The organism is Rodentibacter caecimuris, from assembly GCF_010587025.1.
Lineage (GTDB): Bacteria > Pseudomonadota > Gammaproteobacteria > Enterobacterales > Pasteurellaceae > Rodentibacter > Rodentibacter caecimuris.
Genome location: NZ_CP040863.1, coordinates 77,234 through 94,283, shown reverse-complemented (window position 1 = coordinate 94,283; position 17,050 = coordinate 77,234). Strand labels below are relative to the sequence as shown.

General features: G+C 40.6%; 16 protein-coding genes. 5 read left to right on the top strand and 11 right to left on the bottom strand.

Annotated features, from left to right (window positions below; translation table 11 throughout):
* Positions 1-5: 5 nt before the first annotated feature.
* On the bottom strand, positions 6-1,097 hold the full coding sequence (gene lptF, locus FEE42_RS00430) for an LPS export ABC transporter permease LptF (protein WP_059365350.1): 1,092 nt from the start codon (positions 1,095-1,097) through the stop codon (positions 6-8).
* A 108-nt stretch (positions 1,098-1,205) separates the two neighbouring features.
* Between lptF and FEE42_RS00425 the strand changes: the two genes are divergently transcribed.
* Positions 1,206-2,681: a leucyl aminopeptidase gene (locus tag FEE42_RS00425; RefSeq protein ID WP_164027433.1), complete on the top strand. Its 1,476-nt coding sequence runs from the start codon at positions 1,206-1,208 to the stop codon at positions 2,679-2,681.
* A 158-nt stretch (positions 2,682-2,839) separates the two neighbouring features.
* Here FEE42_RS00425 and FEE42_RS00420 read toward each other — a convergent pair whose 3' ends face one another.
* From FEE42_RS00420 to FEE42_RS00400, 5 genes are read right to left on the bottom strand one after another with little or no spacing between them, the layout of a single operon-like run.
* Positions 2,840-3,457, bottom strand: a complete 618-nt coding sequence (locus FEE42_RS00420; protein WP_164027432.1) for an energy-coupling factor ABC transporter ATP-binding protein — start codon at positions 3,455-3,457, stop codon at positions 2,840-2,842.
* Complete coding sequence (locus FEE42_RS00415; protein WP_164027431.1) at positions 3,444-4,085, bottom strand: energy-coupling factor transporter transmembrane component T family protein; 642 nt, start codon at positions 4,083-4,085, stop codon at positions 3,444-3,446. The genes FEE42_RS00420 and FEE42_RS00415 overlap by 14 nt, the downstream gene beginning before the upstream one ends.
* Positions 4,082-4,702, bottom strand: a complete 621-nt coding sequence (cbiM, locus tag FEE42_RS00410) for a cobalt transporter CbiM (protein WP_059365354.1) — start codon at positions 4,700-4,702, stop codon at positions 4,082-4,084. Before cbiM ends, FEE42_RS00415 begins: the two co-directional genes overlap by 4 nt.
* An 11-nt stretch (positions 4,703-4,713) precedes the next feature.
* Positions 4,714-5,187: a hypothetical protein gene (locus tag FEE42_RS00405; RefSeq protein ID WP_059365355.1), complete on the bottom strand. Its 474-nt coding sequence runs from the start codon at positions 5,185-5,187 to the stop codon at positions 4,714-4,716.
* 15 nt (positions 5,188-5,202) lie between these two features.
* Positions 5,203-5,886: a DUF4198 domain-containing protein gene (locus FEE42_RS00400; RefSeq protein ID WP_164027430.1), complete on the bottom strand. Its 684-nt coding sequence runs from the start codon at positions 5,884-5,886 to the stop codon at positions 5,203-5,205.
* A gap of 86 nt (positions 5,887-5,972) precedes the next feature.
* Between FEE42_RS00400 and FEE42_RS00395 the strand changes: the two genes are divergently transcribed.
* The gene (locus FEE42_RS00395; RefSeq protein WP_059365357.1) at positions 5,973-6,377 is read left to right on the top strand and encodes a MerR family transcriptional regulator; all 405 of its coding nucleotides are present in this window, start codon (positions 5,973-5,975) and stop codon (positions 6,375-6,377) included.
* A 61-nt stretch (positions 6,378-6,438) separates the two neighbouring features.
* Here the strand turns inward: FEE42_RS00395 and pntB are convergent, their stop codons facing one another.
* The 3 genes from pntB to FEE42_RS00380 form a co-directional block, all read right to left on the bottom strand.
* Positions 6,439-7,863, bottom strand: coding sequence for a Re/Si-specific NAD(P)(+) transhydrogenase subunit beta (gene pntB / locus FEE42_RS00390; RefSeq protein WP_164027429.1), 1,425 nt, complete (start codon positions 7,861-7,863; stop codon positions 6,439-6,441).
* A gap of 10 nt (positions 7,864-7,873) precedes the next feature.
* Positions 7,874-9,412: a Re/Si-specific NAD(P)(+) transhydrogenase subunit alpha gene (gene pntA, locus FEE42_RS00385; protein WP_077543952.1), complete on the bottom strand. Its 1,539-nt coding sequence runs from the start codon at positions 9,410-9,412 to the stop codon at positions 7,874-7,876.
* A 239-nt stretch (positions 9,413-9,651) separates the two neighbouring features.
* Positions 9,652-10,491 carry an endonuclease/exonuclease/phosphatase family protein gene (locus FEE42_RS00380; protein ID WP_164027428.1) on the bottom strand — a complete coding sequence of 280 codons (840 nt, stop codon included), beginning with the start codon at positions 10,489-10,491 and terminating at the stop codon, positions 9,652-9,654.
* A 105-nt stretch (positions 10,492-10,596) separates the two neighbouring features.
* Between FEE42_RS00380 and FEE42_RS00375 the strand changes: the two genes are divergently transcribed.
* The 3 genes from FEE42_RS00375 to FEE42_RS00365 all read left to right on the top strand — a co-directional run bounded on the left by FEE42_RS00375 (position 10,597) and on the right by FEE42_RS00365 (position 14,264).
* Positions 10,597-11,919 (top strand): cation:proton antiporter, encoded by a 1,323-nt coding sequence (locus FEE42_RS00375; protein ID WP_164027427.1) that lies wholly within the window; start codon positions 10,597-10,599, stop codon positions 11,917-11,919.
* A 188-nt stretch (positions 11,920-12,107) separates the two neighbouring features.
* Positions 12,108-12,881, top strand: a complete 774-nt coding sequence (locus tag FEE42_RS00370; protein ID WP_059365362.1) for a hypothetical protein — start codon at positions 12,108-12,110, stop codon at positions 12,879-12,881.
* A 297-nt stretch (positions 12,882-13,178) separates the two neighbouring features.
* Complete coding sequence (locus tag FEE42_RS00365; protein ID WP_077550206.1) at positions 13,179-14,264, top strand: zinc-dependent alcohol dehydrogenase family protein; 1,086 nt, start codon at positions 13,179-13,181, stop codon at positions 14,262-14,264.
* Between the two features lie 158 nt (positions 14,265-14,422).
* Here the strand turns inward: FEE42_RS00365 and FEE42_RS00360 are convergent, their stop codons facing one another.
* A complete protein-coding gene (locus tag FEE42_RS00360) occupies positions 14,423-16,351 on the bottom strand; it encodes an LTA synthase family protein (protein ID WP_164027426.1) in 1,929 nt (642 codons plus the stop codon).
* 17 nt (positions 16,352-16,368) lie between these two features.
* Positions 16,369-17,049 (bottom strand): tetratricopeptide repeat protein, encoded by a 681-nt coding sequence (locus FEE42_RS00355; RefSeq protein WP_164027425.1) that lies wholly within the window; start codon positions 17,047-17,049, stop codon positions 16,369-16,371.
* Position 17,050 lies beyond the last annotated feature (1 nt).

The following is a 17,050-nucleotide window of genomic DNA, read 5'->3' as shown; positions in this document are numbered from 1 at the left end:
TTGGCTTACCCTTTTCGGCTAAAAAGACGGCGGAATTTATACATCATGGCACTATCCCAAGTATTTAATACAATCCCAATCAATAAAAAGATAACATTTACGGTAGGCATAAAAATTGCCGTATCTAATTTTCCCGCCGAACCGGCAGATTTCAATGAGCTTTGTAACAAGAAATAAATAAGATAAAGCAATAATGCAGGCAGAATTTTCGCAAAACGCCCTTGTCTTGGATTCACTCTACTTAACGGCACAGCAATTAATGCCATTAACGGCACGGCTAAAATAAGACTAATCCGCCAATGTAATTCGGCTTTTGCAGCCATGCTATTTTGTTTCACTAATTCTTCAGAAGAAAGCGCAGCGGCTTCATCAGATTTGCTATCAGTAGCTTGAAAACCTAAATAAGCTTGATAATTATCAAAATGTGTAATACGGAAATCCGGCAACGCAGCTGTGCCTTCTACCCGTTGTGTATTTTGCAAATTCAGAATTTGATCGCCATTTGGCAAGGCTTTTAACTCCCCTTTTTCCGCAGTAATGACAGAAGGTTTGGTTTGTCCCTTTGGTGCAGTTTGGAATAGATAAACTTCATTGATTTGATTACCTTTAATGTTATCAATAAACAACACAAAATTATTATTGCCGGAGATAAACTGACCGGAAGAAAGCGCCCCCATCGTTGGATTCGCTTTCGCCTCTTCAACAATAGTGCTTTGCTTTTGAATCGCCCAAGGGGAAAGCCATAACGCATTATATGCAGCTAAGCCCGCAGTAAACAAAGACAGTACGAGCGCCACACGCACTAAAATCCGCTGACCGACACCGCAAGCACGCATCACGGTAATTTCACTTTCCGCATATAAACGCCCAAATGTCAACAAAATGGCAATAAACAAACACAACGGCAACATTAATTGCGCCATGGTCGGCATTCCCAGTCCAAGTAAAGAAAAAACCAAATCTGCCGGCACATTACCATTTGCCGCAGAACCAAGCACACGCACAAGTTGCTGGCTGAAAAAGATCAACAACAAAATGAACAAAATCGCCACTTGGCTCTTAAAGACTTCTTTCGTTAAATATCGCGTTAAAATCATCTTATATCGTTATTGTTTATCGTTAAAATTGAGGGGAAAACTAGATAAAATCGACCGCGTATGATACCTTATTTTCGCTGATTTAAACAATCAAAATAAGGAAATCAAATGAAATATCAAGCAAAATTAACCGCACTTTCACAAGCTGCCGAATGTATTGTAATCGGTGTGTATGAGAACAATGAATTTTCAAAAAGTTTCAATGAAATCGACCTTACCACTCAAGGCTACCTCAACGCTTTAATACAATCCGGCGAACTCAGCGGAAAATTAGGACAAACTTTATTGCTACGCGACCTCAATGGCACTAGCGCAAAACGAGTGTTAATTATTGGTTGCGGTAAAAAAGGCGAACTCAGCGAACGCCAATATAAGCAACTGATTCAAAATATGTTAAAAGCGTTAAAAGATGCCGCTATTCGTGAAGCGGTTTGTTATTTGACAGAAGTTGAACTCAATAACCGTGATATTTACTGGAACATCCGTTTTGCCATTGAAACCATTGAACATAGCAACTATCAATTCGATCAATTCAAATCTAAAAAAGCAGAACCAATCAGCCTAGAAACGCTCATTTTCAACACGGATTGCCAACAGGCACAACTCGCGATCAAGCACGCCCAAGCTATTGCAAGCGGCGTAAAAGCGGCTCGGGATATTGCCAATATGCCGCCTAATGTGTGCAACCCGGCTTATCTGACCGAACAAGCGAAAAATTTAGCGGAAAAATCCACTGCACTTTCCCTTGATGTGATCGATGAAAAAATGATGGCTGAGTTAGGTATGAATGCTTATCTTGCGGTTTCCCACGGTTCATCAAACCCTGCCTATATGTCGCTTCTTCATTTTAACAACGCCGCAGATAAAAATACCAAACCGATTGTGCTTGTCGGCAAAGGCTTAACCTTTGATGCCGGCGGTATTTCCTTGAAACCCGCAGCCGATATGGACGAAATGAAATATGATATGGGCGGGGCGGCTTCCGTATTCGGGACTATGAAAGCCATTGCAGAACTTAACTTACCCCTCAATGTGATTGGAGTGCTTGCAGGTTGTGAAAACCTACCGGATGGTAATGCCTATCGACCGGGAGATATTCTCACTACCATGAACGGCTTAACCGTCGAAGTGCTAAACACCGATGCGGAAGGCCGTCTGGTACTTTGCGATACCCTCACCTATGTAGAACGTTTTGAGCCTGAGCTGGTAATTGATGTTGCGACCCTAACCGGCGCGTGCGTTGTCGCATTGGGGCAACACAACAGCGGGCTAATGTCAGAAGATGAAACTCTTGTCGCCGAATTACTCAATGCCGCTCAACAAACTACAGATAAAGCCTGGCGTTTACCGCTCAGCGAAGAATACCAAGAACAGCTTAAATCCCCCTTTGCCGATCTTGCCAATATTGGCGGACGCTGGGGCGGTGCAAGCACGGCAGGGGCGTTTTTATCTAACTTCACTAAAAAATACCGCTGGGCACACTTGGATATCGCCGGTACGGCATGGTTACAAGGTGCGAATAAAGGCGCAACCGGTCGTCCGGTTTCGTTACTCACCCAATTCCTAATTAATCAGGTGAAATAAAACAAAATTGACCGCACTTTTTATTATGGCGACAAAGTGCGGTCAATCTTTACTAATTATTCAGTCACTCCCAATCTATCCGGAAACAGAATTTGAGCCCGATAGCTTGCAGCGCGTTCCCAACGGGATTTATTGATTTTTTTTAGATTTCGTGGCGATCACAAATTGATAATTTCATCCGCCAATTCATCAATAAATCCTTGATAATGTGAAGAAATTAACATAGGCAGTCCAAGTTCACGCAAAAGTGCGGTCAGTTTTTCCGTATTTTTTCGATCTAAGCCATTGGTTGGTTCGTCCAACAATAAAATTCTAGGTTGCATGGCAAGCACACCGGCAAGAGCGGTAAAATTCTTTTCGCCGCCTGAAAGCGTATGCACCGTGCGATCCTTTAAATGACTAATCCCCAGACGGTCAAGTTGTTGTTCCGCAAGTTGATAGGCGTATGCTTGAGAGTGGCCTTGGTTAAGCGGGCCAAAGGCGACATCATCCAGCACGGTCGGGCCGAAAAGTTGATCATCGGCATTCTGAAAGCAAATTCCCACCACACCACGAAAAGGGGCAAAATCTTTTTCTTTTCGACAGTTTTTTCCAAATAATCGGATTTCCCCTTTTGAAATAGGAACAAACCCAAGTAAGGCAAGTAATAAAGTAGTTTTACCCGCACCAATTTCCCCTTGAATAAATAAGCGTTTTTTCTCTTCAAGGTGAAACGTTAAATCTTGAATAATCGGTTTGCCATTACGTTCAATGTAAAGATCTTTAACGTTCAGCATCTTCTTTCCTTTTACCAAATTGAAAACTGCGACACTTCAATGCAATTTGTGCCGTTTCCGCTTTCAATAAGGCATGAATTAATAATAATGTCACTGCCTGTGCCATCACATAAAAGGTTCGACGATTAAATGCGGCTTGATAGCCACGGGCACGCATTGCAATATCCATCTTTTGTCGTAGCTCGCCAAGCAATGCAATGTAACGTATCGTCAAAACAAACAATTGTACGAGTTTTTCTGGTAAGGGTAATTTGCCAAGTGCTTGAATCAATATGGCATCGTTGATATTCCATAAAAAAAGCCAGAGAGAAAACAATACTAGATTCATTCTTAGGCTAAGTATTTCAGCAAGTCGTATTCCTTGTATATTAACTTCAATACCTTTTTCCCCTACCTTCCAAACCAGTGTCGCCCAGATTAAAAAGATAAAAATCAATAAGCTTAACCAGCGTTTAACATAGGGAAATAAAGGCTTGGAATGAATTAAAACCAACAAAATAAAAACAGCCATGACACTAATATTAAACGTAATAAGCCAAGAAAAAACACTTAAACCGCTAATTATTAGTCCCCAGAGAAAAAGCCCGATCAAACGAAAGTGCGGTTGAAATAAAGCATGAATTTTCATGAAACAATTGCCGTGCGATTCAATGCTTGAGGATACATTTTACAAAGAAGTGAAATCACACCAACACTGATTAGGCTATCTAACACAAATACCGGAATATGGGAAATGAGCAATAACCCAACCAGACTGCTATAACTTTTCCCTCCGTCAAGCACCAATGCCAAAGAGGCTAATGCGGCTGCTCCCCCTACGCCGATAATCCCCGCGCCGATACCAACAAATAAACGGCTTTTTAATGGCATTTTAGGCATCAAAAATGAACGGAACAGATAGTGAGCGATAAGTGCCGGCGTTGCCATCAAACAAAGGTTTACCCCTAATACCGCAAAGCCGCCAAAGGAGAAAAACAACACTTGTAACAATAAAGCGATGAGAAAGGCTGGAAAAACCGCCCAGCCCAGAAAAAGCCCCGCCATACCGTTTAAAATCAAATGCACACTGCCGATGCCGACCGGTATATGGATCGTACCGGCGACAAAGAAAGCGGCGGCAAAAAGTGCTGCGAGCGGTAAATTTTCAACCTCTAAACGGCGTATTCCGATCGTAATTCCTATCACGGCGAGAACTGCTCCGGCTAATAAAATCGGTGTATGCAAGACACCTTCGGATAAATGCATTTTGAGTATCCTTATTTAGTTTTCCGTGAATTCCACCAAGCTATCAGTCCGGCGATGCCGACAATGTAGCCAATCCCGCCTAAAATATCACGCCAATAAATTTTATCTTTCAACTGGTTAATATCAGATCGCAGCAGCATCAGATCCGCGGTTTGATTATTTGAAGGTGATGTACGATCCGCCACAATAGAGGCATGATGACCTTCCTCACCTTCCACCACGACTTTTAATACCGCCCCAGCCACATTCGGCACCGCAAGGCGAAATTCACCTTTCATATTTGTTTTGGAATTTAAAATTGGTTCTTTCGTTCCCGAACGAAACACTTCTAAATAGGTTTCCGCCGCCGGTGTCATATCGGAATAGTAGGATTTGCCGGAAAGGATTTGCCCGTCATATTGAGCAAATACGTGAAGCGCATGAGCTTGCACATTCGGTAAGTACAATGCAAGAAAAAGTGCGGTGAAAAAAGACAATATTTTCATTACAGCATCGCCTATTTATTGGGCATCAAAGGTCAGCATATATTCAACGGTTCGGCGATCATAATCAGGGTTATCCGCCACATTTTCTTCAAACTCCGCCCATACTTTGTTGTAACCTTTCACCGGTGTAAATTCGGAAATCCCCTTTTCATCGGTTAAATTAAACGGGGCGTCTTCACCTATACCTACCTTAATAGCTTGAATCGGTTTACCGTTGTGTAACACAAGAATAGCAAGCGGTTTTCCCGCCTCGGCTCTCGCCTGCGGGATCAATTCATAAGCGACATCATGGGCTTTAAAAGACTGTTCATCCCATTTTAAAATCGCTTTACCCAATTTCAGCGGATTAGTACTAAATTCCGCGGAGGGTGCTTCCCGTTTGGTTTTTTCCACATATTTACCACTTGGTAATTTTGACCATACACCATTGTTAAATGTCATAAATACCATATTGGATTCGGGTATCACGTAGGCTTCGCCGTTTTTGAATTGATAGTCAAGTGCGGTTAATTTTCCTTGAGAATTTATGATTTGTAAGGACTTAATTTTATGTTGTGGGTAGGATTCCGTTTCCGTATGGCCGAATTTCATCACATATTCACCCTGTGATGAAGTCGGTTCAAGCCATACATTATGTGCATTTGCCACAGATAGTGTGAAAAGTGCGGCTAATCCCATTGTTATTTTTTTGAATTGCATTTATTGGTTTCCTTATTATTAAAAAAGCGGGAGCAATGATAAAATATGAAGTAACTTTAGAGTCAAGCAAAATTTTGAGGAAAATCATGAAAATAGGTCAGCTTGCCAAAGCATTAAATTGTACCGTAGAAACCATTCGTTTTTACGAAAAACAGGGACTACTCCCCGCCCCCCAACGCACAAATGGAAATTTTCGTCGATATAATGAAGATCATCTGCAACGTCTGTCTTTTATTTGCAATTGCCGAAGTTTAAATTTATCTCTCAATGAAATCAAAACCTTAATTTCGCTTGAAAACCAAACCGAGCAACGAACAGAAGAAATGAATAAATTATTGGATAGTCATATTAAGGATATTGCTAAACGTATTCATGAATTGGCACACTTGCGGATGAAATTAATTAAGCTCAAAGAAAAAAGCGTTGCAAATCATGAAGATCCAATAAAACTACTGTTACAACATAGTGGGGTCAGATTTGTGAGGTTATAAATTTAACGCAAAAAAATACCGCACTTCAGCTTCCCAAAGTGCGGTTTATTTTCAGCCTGTTTTAAAGGGCTTTCAAAATGTCTTCAACGCGATCTTTCGCATCACCAAAGAGCATTTGGGTATTCTCTTTGAAGAATAATGGATTTTGCACACCGGCATAACCCACCGCCATAGAGCGTTTGAATACAATCACATTTTGCGCTTTCCATACTTCCAACACCGGCATTCCTGCAATCGGGCTGTTTGGATCTTCCATTGCCGCCGGATTTACCGTATCGTTTGCCCCGATAACCAATACCACATCGGTATCTGCGAAATCTTCATTGATTTCATCCATTTCAAGCACAACGTCATAAGGTACTTTGGCTTCCGCTAACAATACATTCATATGACCCGGTAAACGACCCGCAACAGGGTGAATACCAAAACGTACATTTACGCCGCGTTCACGTAATTTTGCGGTGATATCCGCCACCGGATATTGCGCTTGCGCCACCGCCATACCATATCCCGGTGTGATAATGACGGAACTTGCGTTTTTCAATAACTCCGCCACTTCCTCCGCTGTAGTCTCACGGTGCTCGCCTTGTTCTTCATCGGAAGAGACTTGCACATCGTTGCCAAAGCCACCGGCAATTACGCTGATAAATGATCGGTTCATCGCTTTACACATAATGTAAGAGAGAATCGCACCGGAAGAGCCTACTAACGCCCCGGTTACGATTAATAGGTCATTGCTCAGCATAAAACCTGCCGCCGCCGCCGCCCAACCGGAGTAAGAGTTAAGCATAGATACCACTACCGGCATATCCGCACCACCGATCGATGCCACTAAATGCCAACCGAATGCCAGTGCGATTGCGGTCATTAATAACACAGGGAAAATATTTTCCGGATTGTTCAAAAAGGCAACCATCAATAATATAGAAACCACAATCGCGGCTAAGTTTAATTTATGACGATGTGGCAACATTAATGCTTTTGAGTTAATTTTGCCGCTTAACTTACCGAATGCCACCACTGATCCCGTGAACGTTACTGCACCGATAAAGATCCCGAGGAACACTTCAACATTGTGAATAGTCGTCAGGGTTGCCTGTTCTGCCAAGAATTGAGCCTGTTGCACATCATCTAAACCGTTCGGCATAGTGGGAATATCGTGTAAACCGTAGCTATTAAAACCGACAAGCACGGCGGCTAAACCTACAAAGCTGTGGAGAATTGCTACAAGCTCCGGCATTTCCGTCATTTCCACTTTTAATGCGCGTTGAACACCGATTACACCACCGATAATCATCGCAATGATGATCCAAAATGTCCCTTCGGAATGCGGGCCAAAAATCGTCGCCACGAGTGCAATCGTCATCCCGACAATACCAAACCAACAACCTGCTTTGGCAGTTTCGTGTTTAGAAAGTCCCGCCAAGCTCATAATGAAAAGTAATGCTGCAACAATATACGCAGCCTGTACTAAACCTTCAGACATTACGTTCTCCTTAACCTTTTCTAAACATTGCCAACATACGTTGTGTTACACGGAATCCACCAAAAATATTGATGCTTGCCACCAAAATTGCCACAAAGGCTAACGCATCAATAAAGAGGTTGCCCGACGGCTGACGAATTTGCAGTAACGCCCCTACAATAATGATACCTGAAATGGCATTTGTCACCGCCATTAATGGTGTGTGAAGTGCATGGCTAACGTTCCAAACCACGTAATACCCCACCACACAGGCTAATACAAATACCGTAAAATGTGATAAAAACGCAGCCGGTGCAACAGACGCAAGCCACAGGAATAATACGCCGACACCTGCCATCACACCGTATTTCACACGCGGATTGGTCGGCTTGGCTTCTTTTTTCTCTGCTACAGGTGTGGCTTTTACATCTTGTTTTGGTTGAGCCGATACTTGAATTTGTGCCGGAGGAATTTCTTCCCCATCACGTACAACGGTCACACCGCGCAATACCACATCCTCAAAATCAATGTTAATGTTGCCGTCTTTCTCTTTACACAAGAGTTTCAATAAATTGACTAAGTTTGTGCCGTAAAGTTGGGAAGATTGTGTCGGTAAGCGGCTTGGGAAATCCGTATAGCCGATCACTTTCACTTGGTTTTCAGTCGTCACGACTTTACCTGCTTGGGTATATTCGCAGTTACCGCCTGTTGCGGCTGCCAAATCCACAATCACCGAACCCGCTTTCATGGAATCCACCATTTCTTTGGTGATCAAACGTGGCGCAGGTTTACCCGGAATCGCAGCCGTTGTAATGATAATATCCACCTCTTTGGCTTGCTCTGCGTAAAGTTCCATTGCTCGGCGGTTAAATTCTTCCGACATCACTTTCGCATAACCATCACCGCTGCCGCCTTCTTCTTTAAAATCAATTTCTAAGAAGCTTGCGCCCATACTTTGAACTTGTTCTTTTACTTCCGGACGGGAATCAAACGCACGTACAATCGCACCAAGGCTATTTGCCGCCCCAATCGCAGCTAAACCGGCTACCCCCGCACCAATCACCAACACTTTCGCCGGCGGGACTTTACCTGCCGCTGTAATTTGTCCGGTGAAAAAACTGCCAAATTCATGTGCAGCCTCGATCACCGCACGGTAACCGGAAATATTCGCCATGGAACTTAATGCGTCCAAGGCTTGTGCGCGAGAAATACGCGGCACGGCATCCATTGCAAGCACATTGATTTTTTTCGCTGTTAATTTTTGCATTAACTCAGGATTTTGCGCACGCCAAATGAAACTAACCAACGTTGCGCCTTCTTTCATTTGAGCAATTTCTTCATCTGTCGGCGGATTTACTTTAAAAATGATATCCGATTGCCAAATTTCAGCCGCCGTACCAATTTTTGCACCTGCGTCTAAAAATGCTTGATCCTCAAAACTTGCTTTAAAGCCCGCATCGTGTTCAACGATAACCTCAAAGCCCAATTTCAGGATTTGTTGAACCGTTTTTGGCGTTGCCGCCACACGCGCTTCATTATCAAGCAGTTCTTTTGGTACACCAATTAACATACTGTTTCCCTCTGTTTGATGATTGGGTTGATGATTTGATTGAATGAATTCAAGTTCATTCTTCCGATAAATGACAAAAAGTCAGATGGCACTAACTGTATCATTTTTCAGTTAAAATGAGATATATTTTTTCACTGTTTTTACAATATATTGTGATAGAGAGCACAAAATTTAAACAAAAAGTGCGGTTAATTTTCACAATATTTTTCGCTGACAATATGCTCAATCGTTGCCTTTGCTTACTCTAAAATGAACTCTAGCCAAACCGGAGAATGATCGGAAGAGGCAACTTTTTTCGATGTTGCGGTTAGGACTTTCATCCCCCTGACAAATACATAATCCAACGGATAATCAAAAAATCGTACCCGTTCATCTTGAGAAAAAGACACTTCATTTAACCCCTTTTTTCTCATAAATTCATCGAGGATTTGTTTTCGTTCTGCATTCCACGCATTAAAATCGCCCGCTAAAATGACCGCACTTTGATAAGACGGAATCAAAGAAAAAATCTGCTCCAATTGTGCGCGGTAGGCATCGGGCTGCCACTCAAAATTGATTAAATGGGCATTAATCACGAATAATTCACCACCATTATTCAATGGGAATGTCATCACACCGGCGACTTTGGGAATACGAATCCAAGGTTCTGGCTCGGCAATGCCGCAATAACTTTTTGGCACAGTACGGCTAAAGGTTTTCACACCGGATTGCCGCCCTTTATAAGAAAAACTTGAAATAAAAAGTGCGGTGGAAAATGAAGACAAATTTTGTTCGGGTGTGGCTTCTTGTAGAAGTACAAAATCCTGATCTTGTGAAAAACGGGCTAAATCTTGCTGCCAACCTTGATCCGAACCTTTATGAATATTCCAACTTAATAATCGAAAGTGTTTCTTCGCTAAAGTAGGAATCGATTCCTCACGGGAAAAACAAAATGTATTTGTCGGATTAAAAGAGAATTGAGCAGTTGTTTTTAAATCAATTTGAATTGATTCAAAAATACGAAGTTGGCTAACAAGATAAATTCCGACTGCAATACCTACCACGAGTAAAAATGCAAAAATTTTATTAATCGTTTTCATTATTTTATATATTTCAATATGAACTTTATAAATGATAGCAGTTTGCTTATACTAGACAACGTTTAATTTAATCATGCCTACTATTTCTTAGTTTGGAACTAAACCATGAATATTTACACCTACCTCTGCTTTCTTGCCACTATTGCTATTTTAATCAGTTTTATCACACGAAAAATCAATGATAATATCCAATATACCATTGCAATTACCGCTACCTCTATGTTGGGTTCTTTAATATTGGTTTTATTAGGATATTTAAATTGGTTTAATTTAGATGAAATCGCAACAAAAGTTGTAGAACGAATTGATTTTAAAGATTTCTTACTAAACGGTATTCTCGGTTTCTTACTTTTTGCCGGTGCATTAGGCATTAAATTGCCGGTATTAAAAAACCAAAAATGGGAAATCACCACCTTTGCGCTGTTCTCTACCTTTGCCTCTACTTTTTTTATCGGTTTTATGCTTTATGCGATCAGTCAATTATTCGGTTGGCATATCGATTTAATCTACTGCATTTTATTCGGTGCATTAATCTCCCCTGACGACCCTATCGCCGTACTCGCCATTATTAAAAACTTAAAAGCCCCAAAGCGTTTAGCTATGCAGGTTGAAGGAGAATCTTTATTTAATGACGGGATCGGATTAGTGATTTTTACTACCGTTTTTGCTGTTGCCTTCGGAGGGCAAGAACCGACAGCAGGCGGTGTATTACATCTCTTTTTTAAAGAAGCATTAGGCGGCATTGCTTTTGGTTTTGTTATCGGCTTACTTGCGCACTATTTAATTTCTGCAACCGATGACGGCTCATTAGAGATTTTATTAACTCTGACTATCCCCACTGCCGGTTTTATGTTAGCAAATTTACTCCATGTTTCCGGTGCTCTAGCCATGGTTGTTGCCGGAATTTTAATCGGTAACTGGACACGCTACACCGGATTTTCAAAGCAAAGTCGGCACTACTTTAATCATTTTTGGGAAATGATCGATCACTTCCTCAATTCACTTCTATTTATTTTAATCGGCTTAGCCATTCTACTGATTCATGTTTCATGGCAAGGTTTAATTCTGATTGCTCTTGCCATTCCGATTTGCTTGGTTTGCCGTTACATCAGTGTATGGCTTCCTTTCCAAGTGATGAAACGCTATCGCAAATATAATCCTTATACCCTACGAGTGCTGACTTGGGGTGCATTACGCGGCGGATTGGCATTGGCAATGGCACTTTCTATTCCTATGGGGCAATCCTACATTGAAGGGTTAAATATGGATGTGCGTGATCTTATTTTAGGTATGACCTATGCCGTAGTAATGTTCTCCATCCTCGTACAAGGTATGACAATTGAAAGCATGATCCGTAAATCAAAAGAAGTGATCATGCGTGAACGTGGTTATGTTGGGGTAGGTTTAGCCAAAGAGAATAAAGAATAATCGGCAAAAGTGCGGTTAAAAAATAGGGCATTTTATCTCATAGGTAGGGGCACCATACAACCTTTTAAAATCATTTGATTTTTCACGGATGCCAGCGTGTCGTCCCTACATTTTCTTTAAATTGTGCATTTGCTACATCATATTGGATTCTCTCAGTATTATGCAAGCCGTCGCACAACGATCTAAAATTGACTATTGACCGCATAAATTTGAATGCCTTTCCGATCCCAAATTTAGCGCCAATTTATACCGATGCTCCAATCGGTCCTAGCCAGCCCTATAAGTTTGTAATCGTTGGTAATTATCTTCTTTCAGTAGGGGATGTTCTAACTGCTAGGGGAACTCCTCCTGCTCAAACAAAATTAACAGCTAATCCTGTAAACCCTGATAAATATAAAAAAGATAGCTATTTAGGTATGACGTTATGGAATATAAAAAACTTGAAACCATTAGCTCGTTTGTGGGGGAATTCAGGAAGAACGATGGGACTAATTAGCTCAGATGGAAAATGGATTGTAGCAACAAGTGAAAATGGACAACGTTATATGTGGTCAGCATTGAACCCTCATCAACAATTTAAATTAGCTGCTATTGATGGGATTCTTAGAGAAGATTCTATGATAAGAGATAAAAGTAAATTGTTGCCCATCCCAGAAAAATTTAAAGATAAGCAGATCAGTCGCTCTGATTCTTTTGCTGTTGCTTTTGTAACAGAAAAAGATTTTATTCTTTTACCTAATAGTAATGACGAACTTGCATTACTTTATACAACAGGCGATCCTTGGATAAAAGCCTATGTAGAAATAGGAAATAAACCTGAAATTTCAAGAGGAAATTTAAGCATAGCCTCCGCTTATAAAGCCAATATTCTCGTTACAGGACAATACGGGCGAGGCGGAATTAATGTCTATAAATATCACCCTGAAACAAAAGAGTTAGAAAAAATCTGGGTGGCGGATTAATTAAAACTAAAAAGTGCGGTTAAAAATGAGGGCGTTTTTGACCGCACTTGCTTTAAAATATCACTGACACGATTGCGAAAGCCCTAGCGTTTTTTTATTTCAGATGTTTAGTATAGGTTGTTTATTTGTCAATGTAATCTAGAAACATCAGATGAAAATAAATTGTTATTTTTTTGTTAAATAAAAGTATGATTTTTATTGATTATTCTATTCCTGTAGAGATAAAATATTTCTGTGCTGAGGTATATGCACATCGGTAATAACAGTATAAAGTAAGTAATGAATAGGAGACTCATTATGAACAAAACTATGAAAGCAATGACTTATTACGGTGCAAATGATCTTCGTTTTGAAGATCGCCCTATTCCAACGATTATTGACCCGACAGATGCCATTATTAAAATGGAAAAAACCACCATTTGCGGTACGGATTTAGGCATTTGGAAAGGAAAAAATCCGGAAATTGAAAAAACGGCTTTAGCAAAAACAGGGCAATGGAATGGGCGAATTTTGGGACACGAAGGGATTGGTGTCATTGAAGATGTTGGTAGTGCGGTAAAAAACTTTAAAAAGGGCGATCGGGTAATTATTTCCTGTGTCAGTAAATGTGGTTCTTGCGAGAATTGCCAAAAGCAGCTTTATGCACATTGTCAAAAAGAGGGCGGATGGATCATGGGCTATATGATTGATGGTACCCACGCAGAGTATGTGCGTACGCCTTTTGCCGATAACTCTCTATTTTTATTGCCTGATAATTTAAATACCGATATCGCCGTCTTTCTCTCGGATGTGCTGCCAACGAGCCACGAGATCGGTGTTAAATATGGCGAAGTTAAACCGGGGGACAGCGTTGCAATTATTGGTGCAGGCCCTATCGGAATGGGCTGCTTACTTACCGCCCAATTCTATTCTCCCGCAACGATTATTGTTGTAGATATGGATGACAATCGTTTGGCGCTTGCTAAAGAATTAGGTGCAACTCACACGATCAATTCTGTGAAAGAAAATGCAGTGGAAAAAATCTTGGCAATCACAGAACAACGTGGTGTCGATTGTGCCATGGAAGCAGTGGGTTTACCGGCGACTTGGGATATTTGTCAAAAAGTGGTAAAAGAAGGGGGCAATCTCGCGAATGTTGGGGTACACGGTCAGTCGGTCAATTTTGAAATTGATAAACTCTGGATCAAAAATTTAACGATTACCACAGGATTGGTGAATACCAATACCACAGGAATGTTATTAAAATCCTGTCAATGCGGAAAATTGCCTCTTGAAAAATTAGCGACCCATCATTTCAAATTAAGTGAAATGGAAAAAGCCTATGATGTATTCAAACATGCAGCCGATGAAAAAGCGATGAAAGTGATTATTGAAATGCAATAAGCATGCTATTCATCTGTACTTGAGTCGCTTTTTACCATAAAAAAATCCCTATTGAGTTTAAATTTCAATAGGGATTTTAATTTTTTTAATCGGTAATATCTTGATAGCATTGCTACATAATGCTGAAAAATACCGTATTTTCTGACCACACTTTATTTTTACTTATTTTCACTTCCCGCTTGATACAAGCGATTTTTGTATAAATAACTTCCCAACAACGCATACGCCAGTGCTTCTTGTTTCATTTCTTCCGATACGCTTTTTTCCTTCAGCGTTTCAGTGGCTTTATCGTAATAATAACCTTGTGCGGCTTTGCTTGGCATTTGAATAACCACATCACGGTTTCCTTTCATTAAAGCCTGCGTTTGATCAAATTGCATAATGGCACGATCAGGGTTGGTATTTTTGGTTAAATCATAACCAATCATAGGATAATTACCGCTTACCCCTGCTAAGGATAATAACGTTGTCGGCATATCAATTTGGCTCACTAGACGCAGATCACGACGTGGCGCAATTCCCTCGCCTAAAATAAGTGCCGGAATATGGAAATTTTTAATCGGTATTAATGAAGCACCGGCAGCTCGTGAATCGTGATCGGCAATCACCAAGAAAATGGTATCTTTCCAATAGTTAGATTTTTTCGCTAAATTAAAGAAATGGCCAACGGCATAATCCGCATACTTTGCACTATTATTTCGTGTTGCTTTGGGTTGTTCATACAATTCGATTTTCCCATCGGGGAATTCAAAAGGATCATGATTACTTGAGCTAAATACAAGACTGAAAAAAGGTTTTCCCTCGTTTTGCAGTTTTGTAAAAGTTTCGTCCGCTTTATCAAACAAATCCTCATCACTCACTCCCCAAGTAGCAGTAAATTTCGGATTTTTATAGTCTTGCTGATCAATAATCGTTTTAACCCCATTGCCGTAGAAAAAACTTGCCATATTATCAAAATGCTTTTCACCGCCATAAATAAATGAGGTGTCATAGCCTTGTTTACCTAGAAAATCGGCAATGGTGAAAAAATTATTTTGTGCATTATTGAGTTTAACCACAGCACGTGCCGGCGTTGGTATAAAACCTGTGGTTACCGCTTCAATGCCTCGCACGGAACGGGTTCCCGTGGCGTAAATATTTTCAAATAACCACCCTTCTTTGGCTAATCGATCAATATTCGGAGAAAGAGGCTTACCGCCTAAAGTACCGATAAACTGTGCTCCAAGGCTTTCTTGCAATATGATGACAATATTTTTGGGCTTACCTTGATAGCTTGCAGTATTTTTAGTTAAGGTTGGGAATTTTTCAGAAATATAATCATCTACGGCTCTGCCACGATTTAATTTCACGATGCGTAACATTTCATTCGTATCCATTTTGCCATACATTTCTGAGGATTTTTCTTCGTCCTTAAATTGCTGTGCGGCATAAATCACCGAATAGCCGGAATTTAATACTAAAGAATTTACCAAGGAATCGGAAGAAAATGCCACCATCGCAGGATTAATGCCACGGTGCTGAAAGCTTGAACGTGCTCCGATAAAACCCACCGCAATCACCAACAATGCTACAATCGGGCGAACTTTCCAGCTCATTGGGCGTAAATTTTTAACCGACCAAGCAGCAAGTTGCCAATAAAGTATTGTCGCTAAGACAGTAAAAACAAGGCTAAGAATGACCGCACTTAAATGCCCTTCCATCAACATAGAAAAGACTTCTTTAGGATAAATTAAATACTCAATAAACAGGCGGTTCGGTCGATAATCATAAGTTTCAATAAATGCCGGCGTAGCCATTTCCATAAAAATAATGAAAACACTGCCAAATGTCAGCCAAACCCGTAGGATCTTTTTCCATAAATCACTCGTATGGAACAACACTGTAAATAATGCCGGAACGCCAAATAAATAGCATAACGCCACTACATCAATACGTAAGCCTTGTAGGAATAATTCCCCCCAATCCTGTACGGCGGAAACCCGTTCCATTTGCCATAAAGATAAACCCAAGCGGGACAAAGAAAAAATAATGAGGTTGATAACAACAAAAACAACAATTGGAAATAAGGGGAAACGAGTGTTTTTCATAAAAAATATTCTTATTATTAGGGGATATTATGCTCAGAAAGATTTTTTAACCTTTGCTCAGCAGCTTGTTTAATTTCATTCGGTATGTTGTTTGAAATCAAAATCTCACGATAAATTAATGCCGCAAGATGTTTATTCATTGAAGTGCCAATACCTTTTTCGTAATAAATACCTAAACGCAATTTTGCGTCGGGGTTGTCTAAATCGGCGGCTTTTTTAACCCATTCAAAAGATTTTGTTTCATCTTTTTGCTTCAGATAAATTTCAGCCAACATCATCATGGCACCTAAATCTTTTGCTTTTGCCGTAGTTTCAAATAATTTGATGGCTTGCGGAATATCCTTTTTCACATAATCGCCACTGTAGTACATCATCGCTAAATTATTAATGGCTCGAATGCTTCCCATCTCTGCGGCTTCACTAAACCACCAGTAGGCTTTCTCTTTGTTTTTTTCCACGCCGCGACCAAGGTTATAAAGCATACCTAAATTCCCCTGTGCTTGAACATTACCTTCCAATGCGAGAGGTTGCATAATTTCAAACACGGATCGCCAATCTTGTTTGTTGGCAAAATTCTGTGCCATATTCATCCGTTGTTGATCCGTTAATTTGGGATTCGTTTCCAGTGCTTCCGAATGGCTCGAAAAAGTCATTGAAAATCCCAAAAGTGCGGTAAAAATAACGAGAGTTTTTTTCATC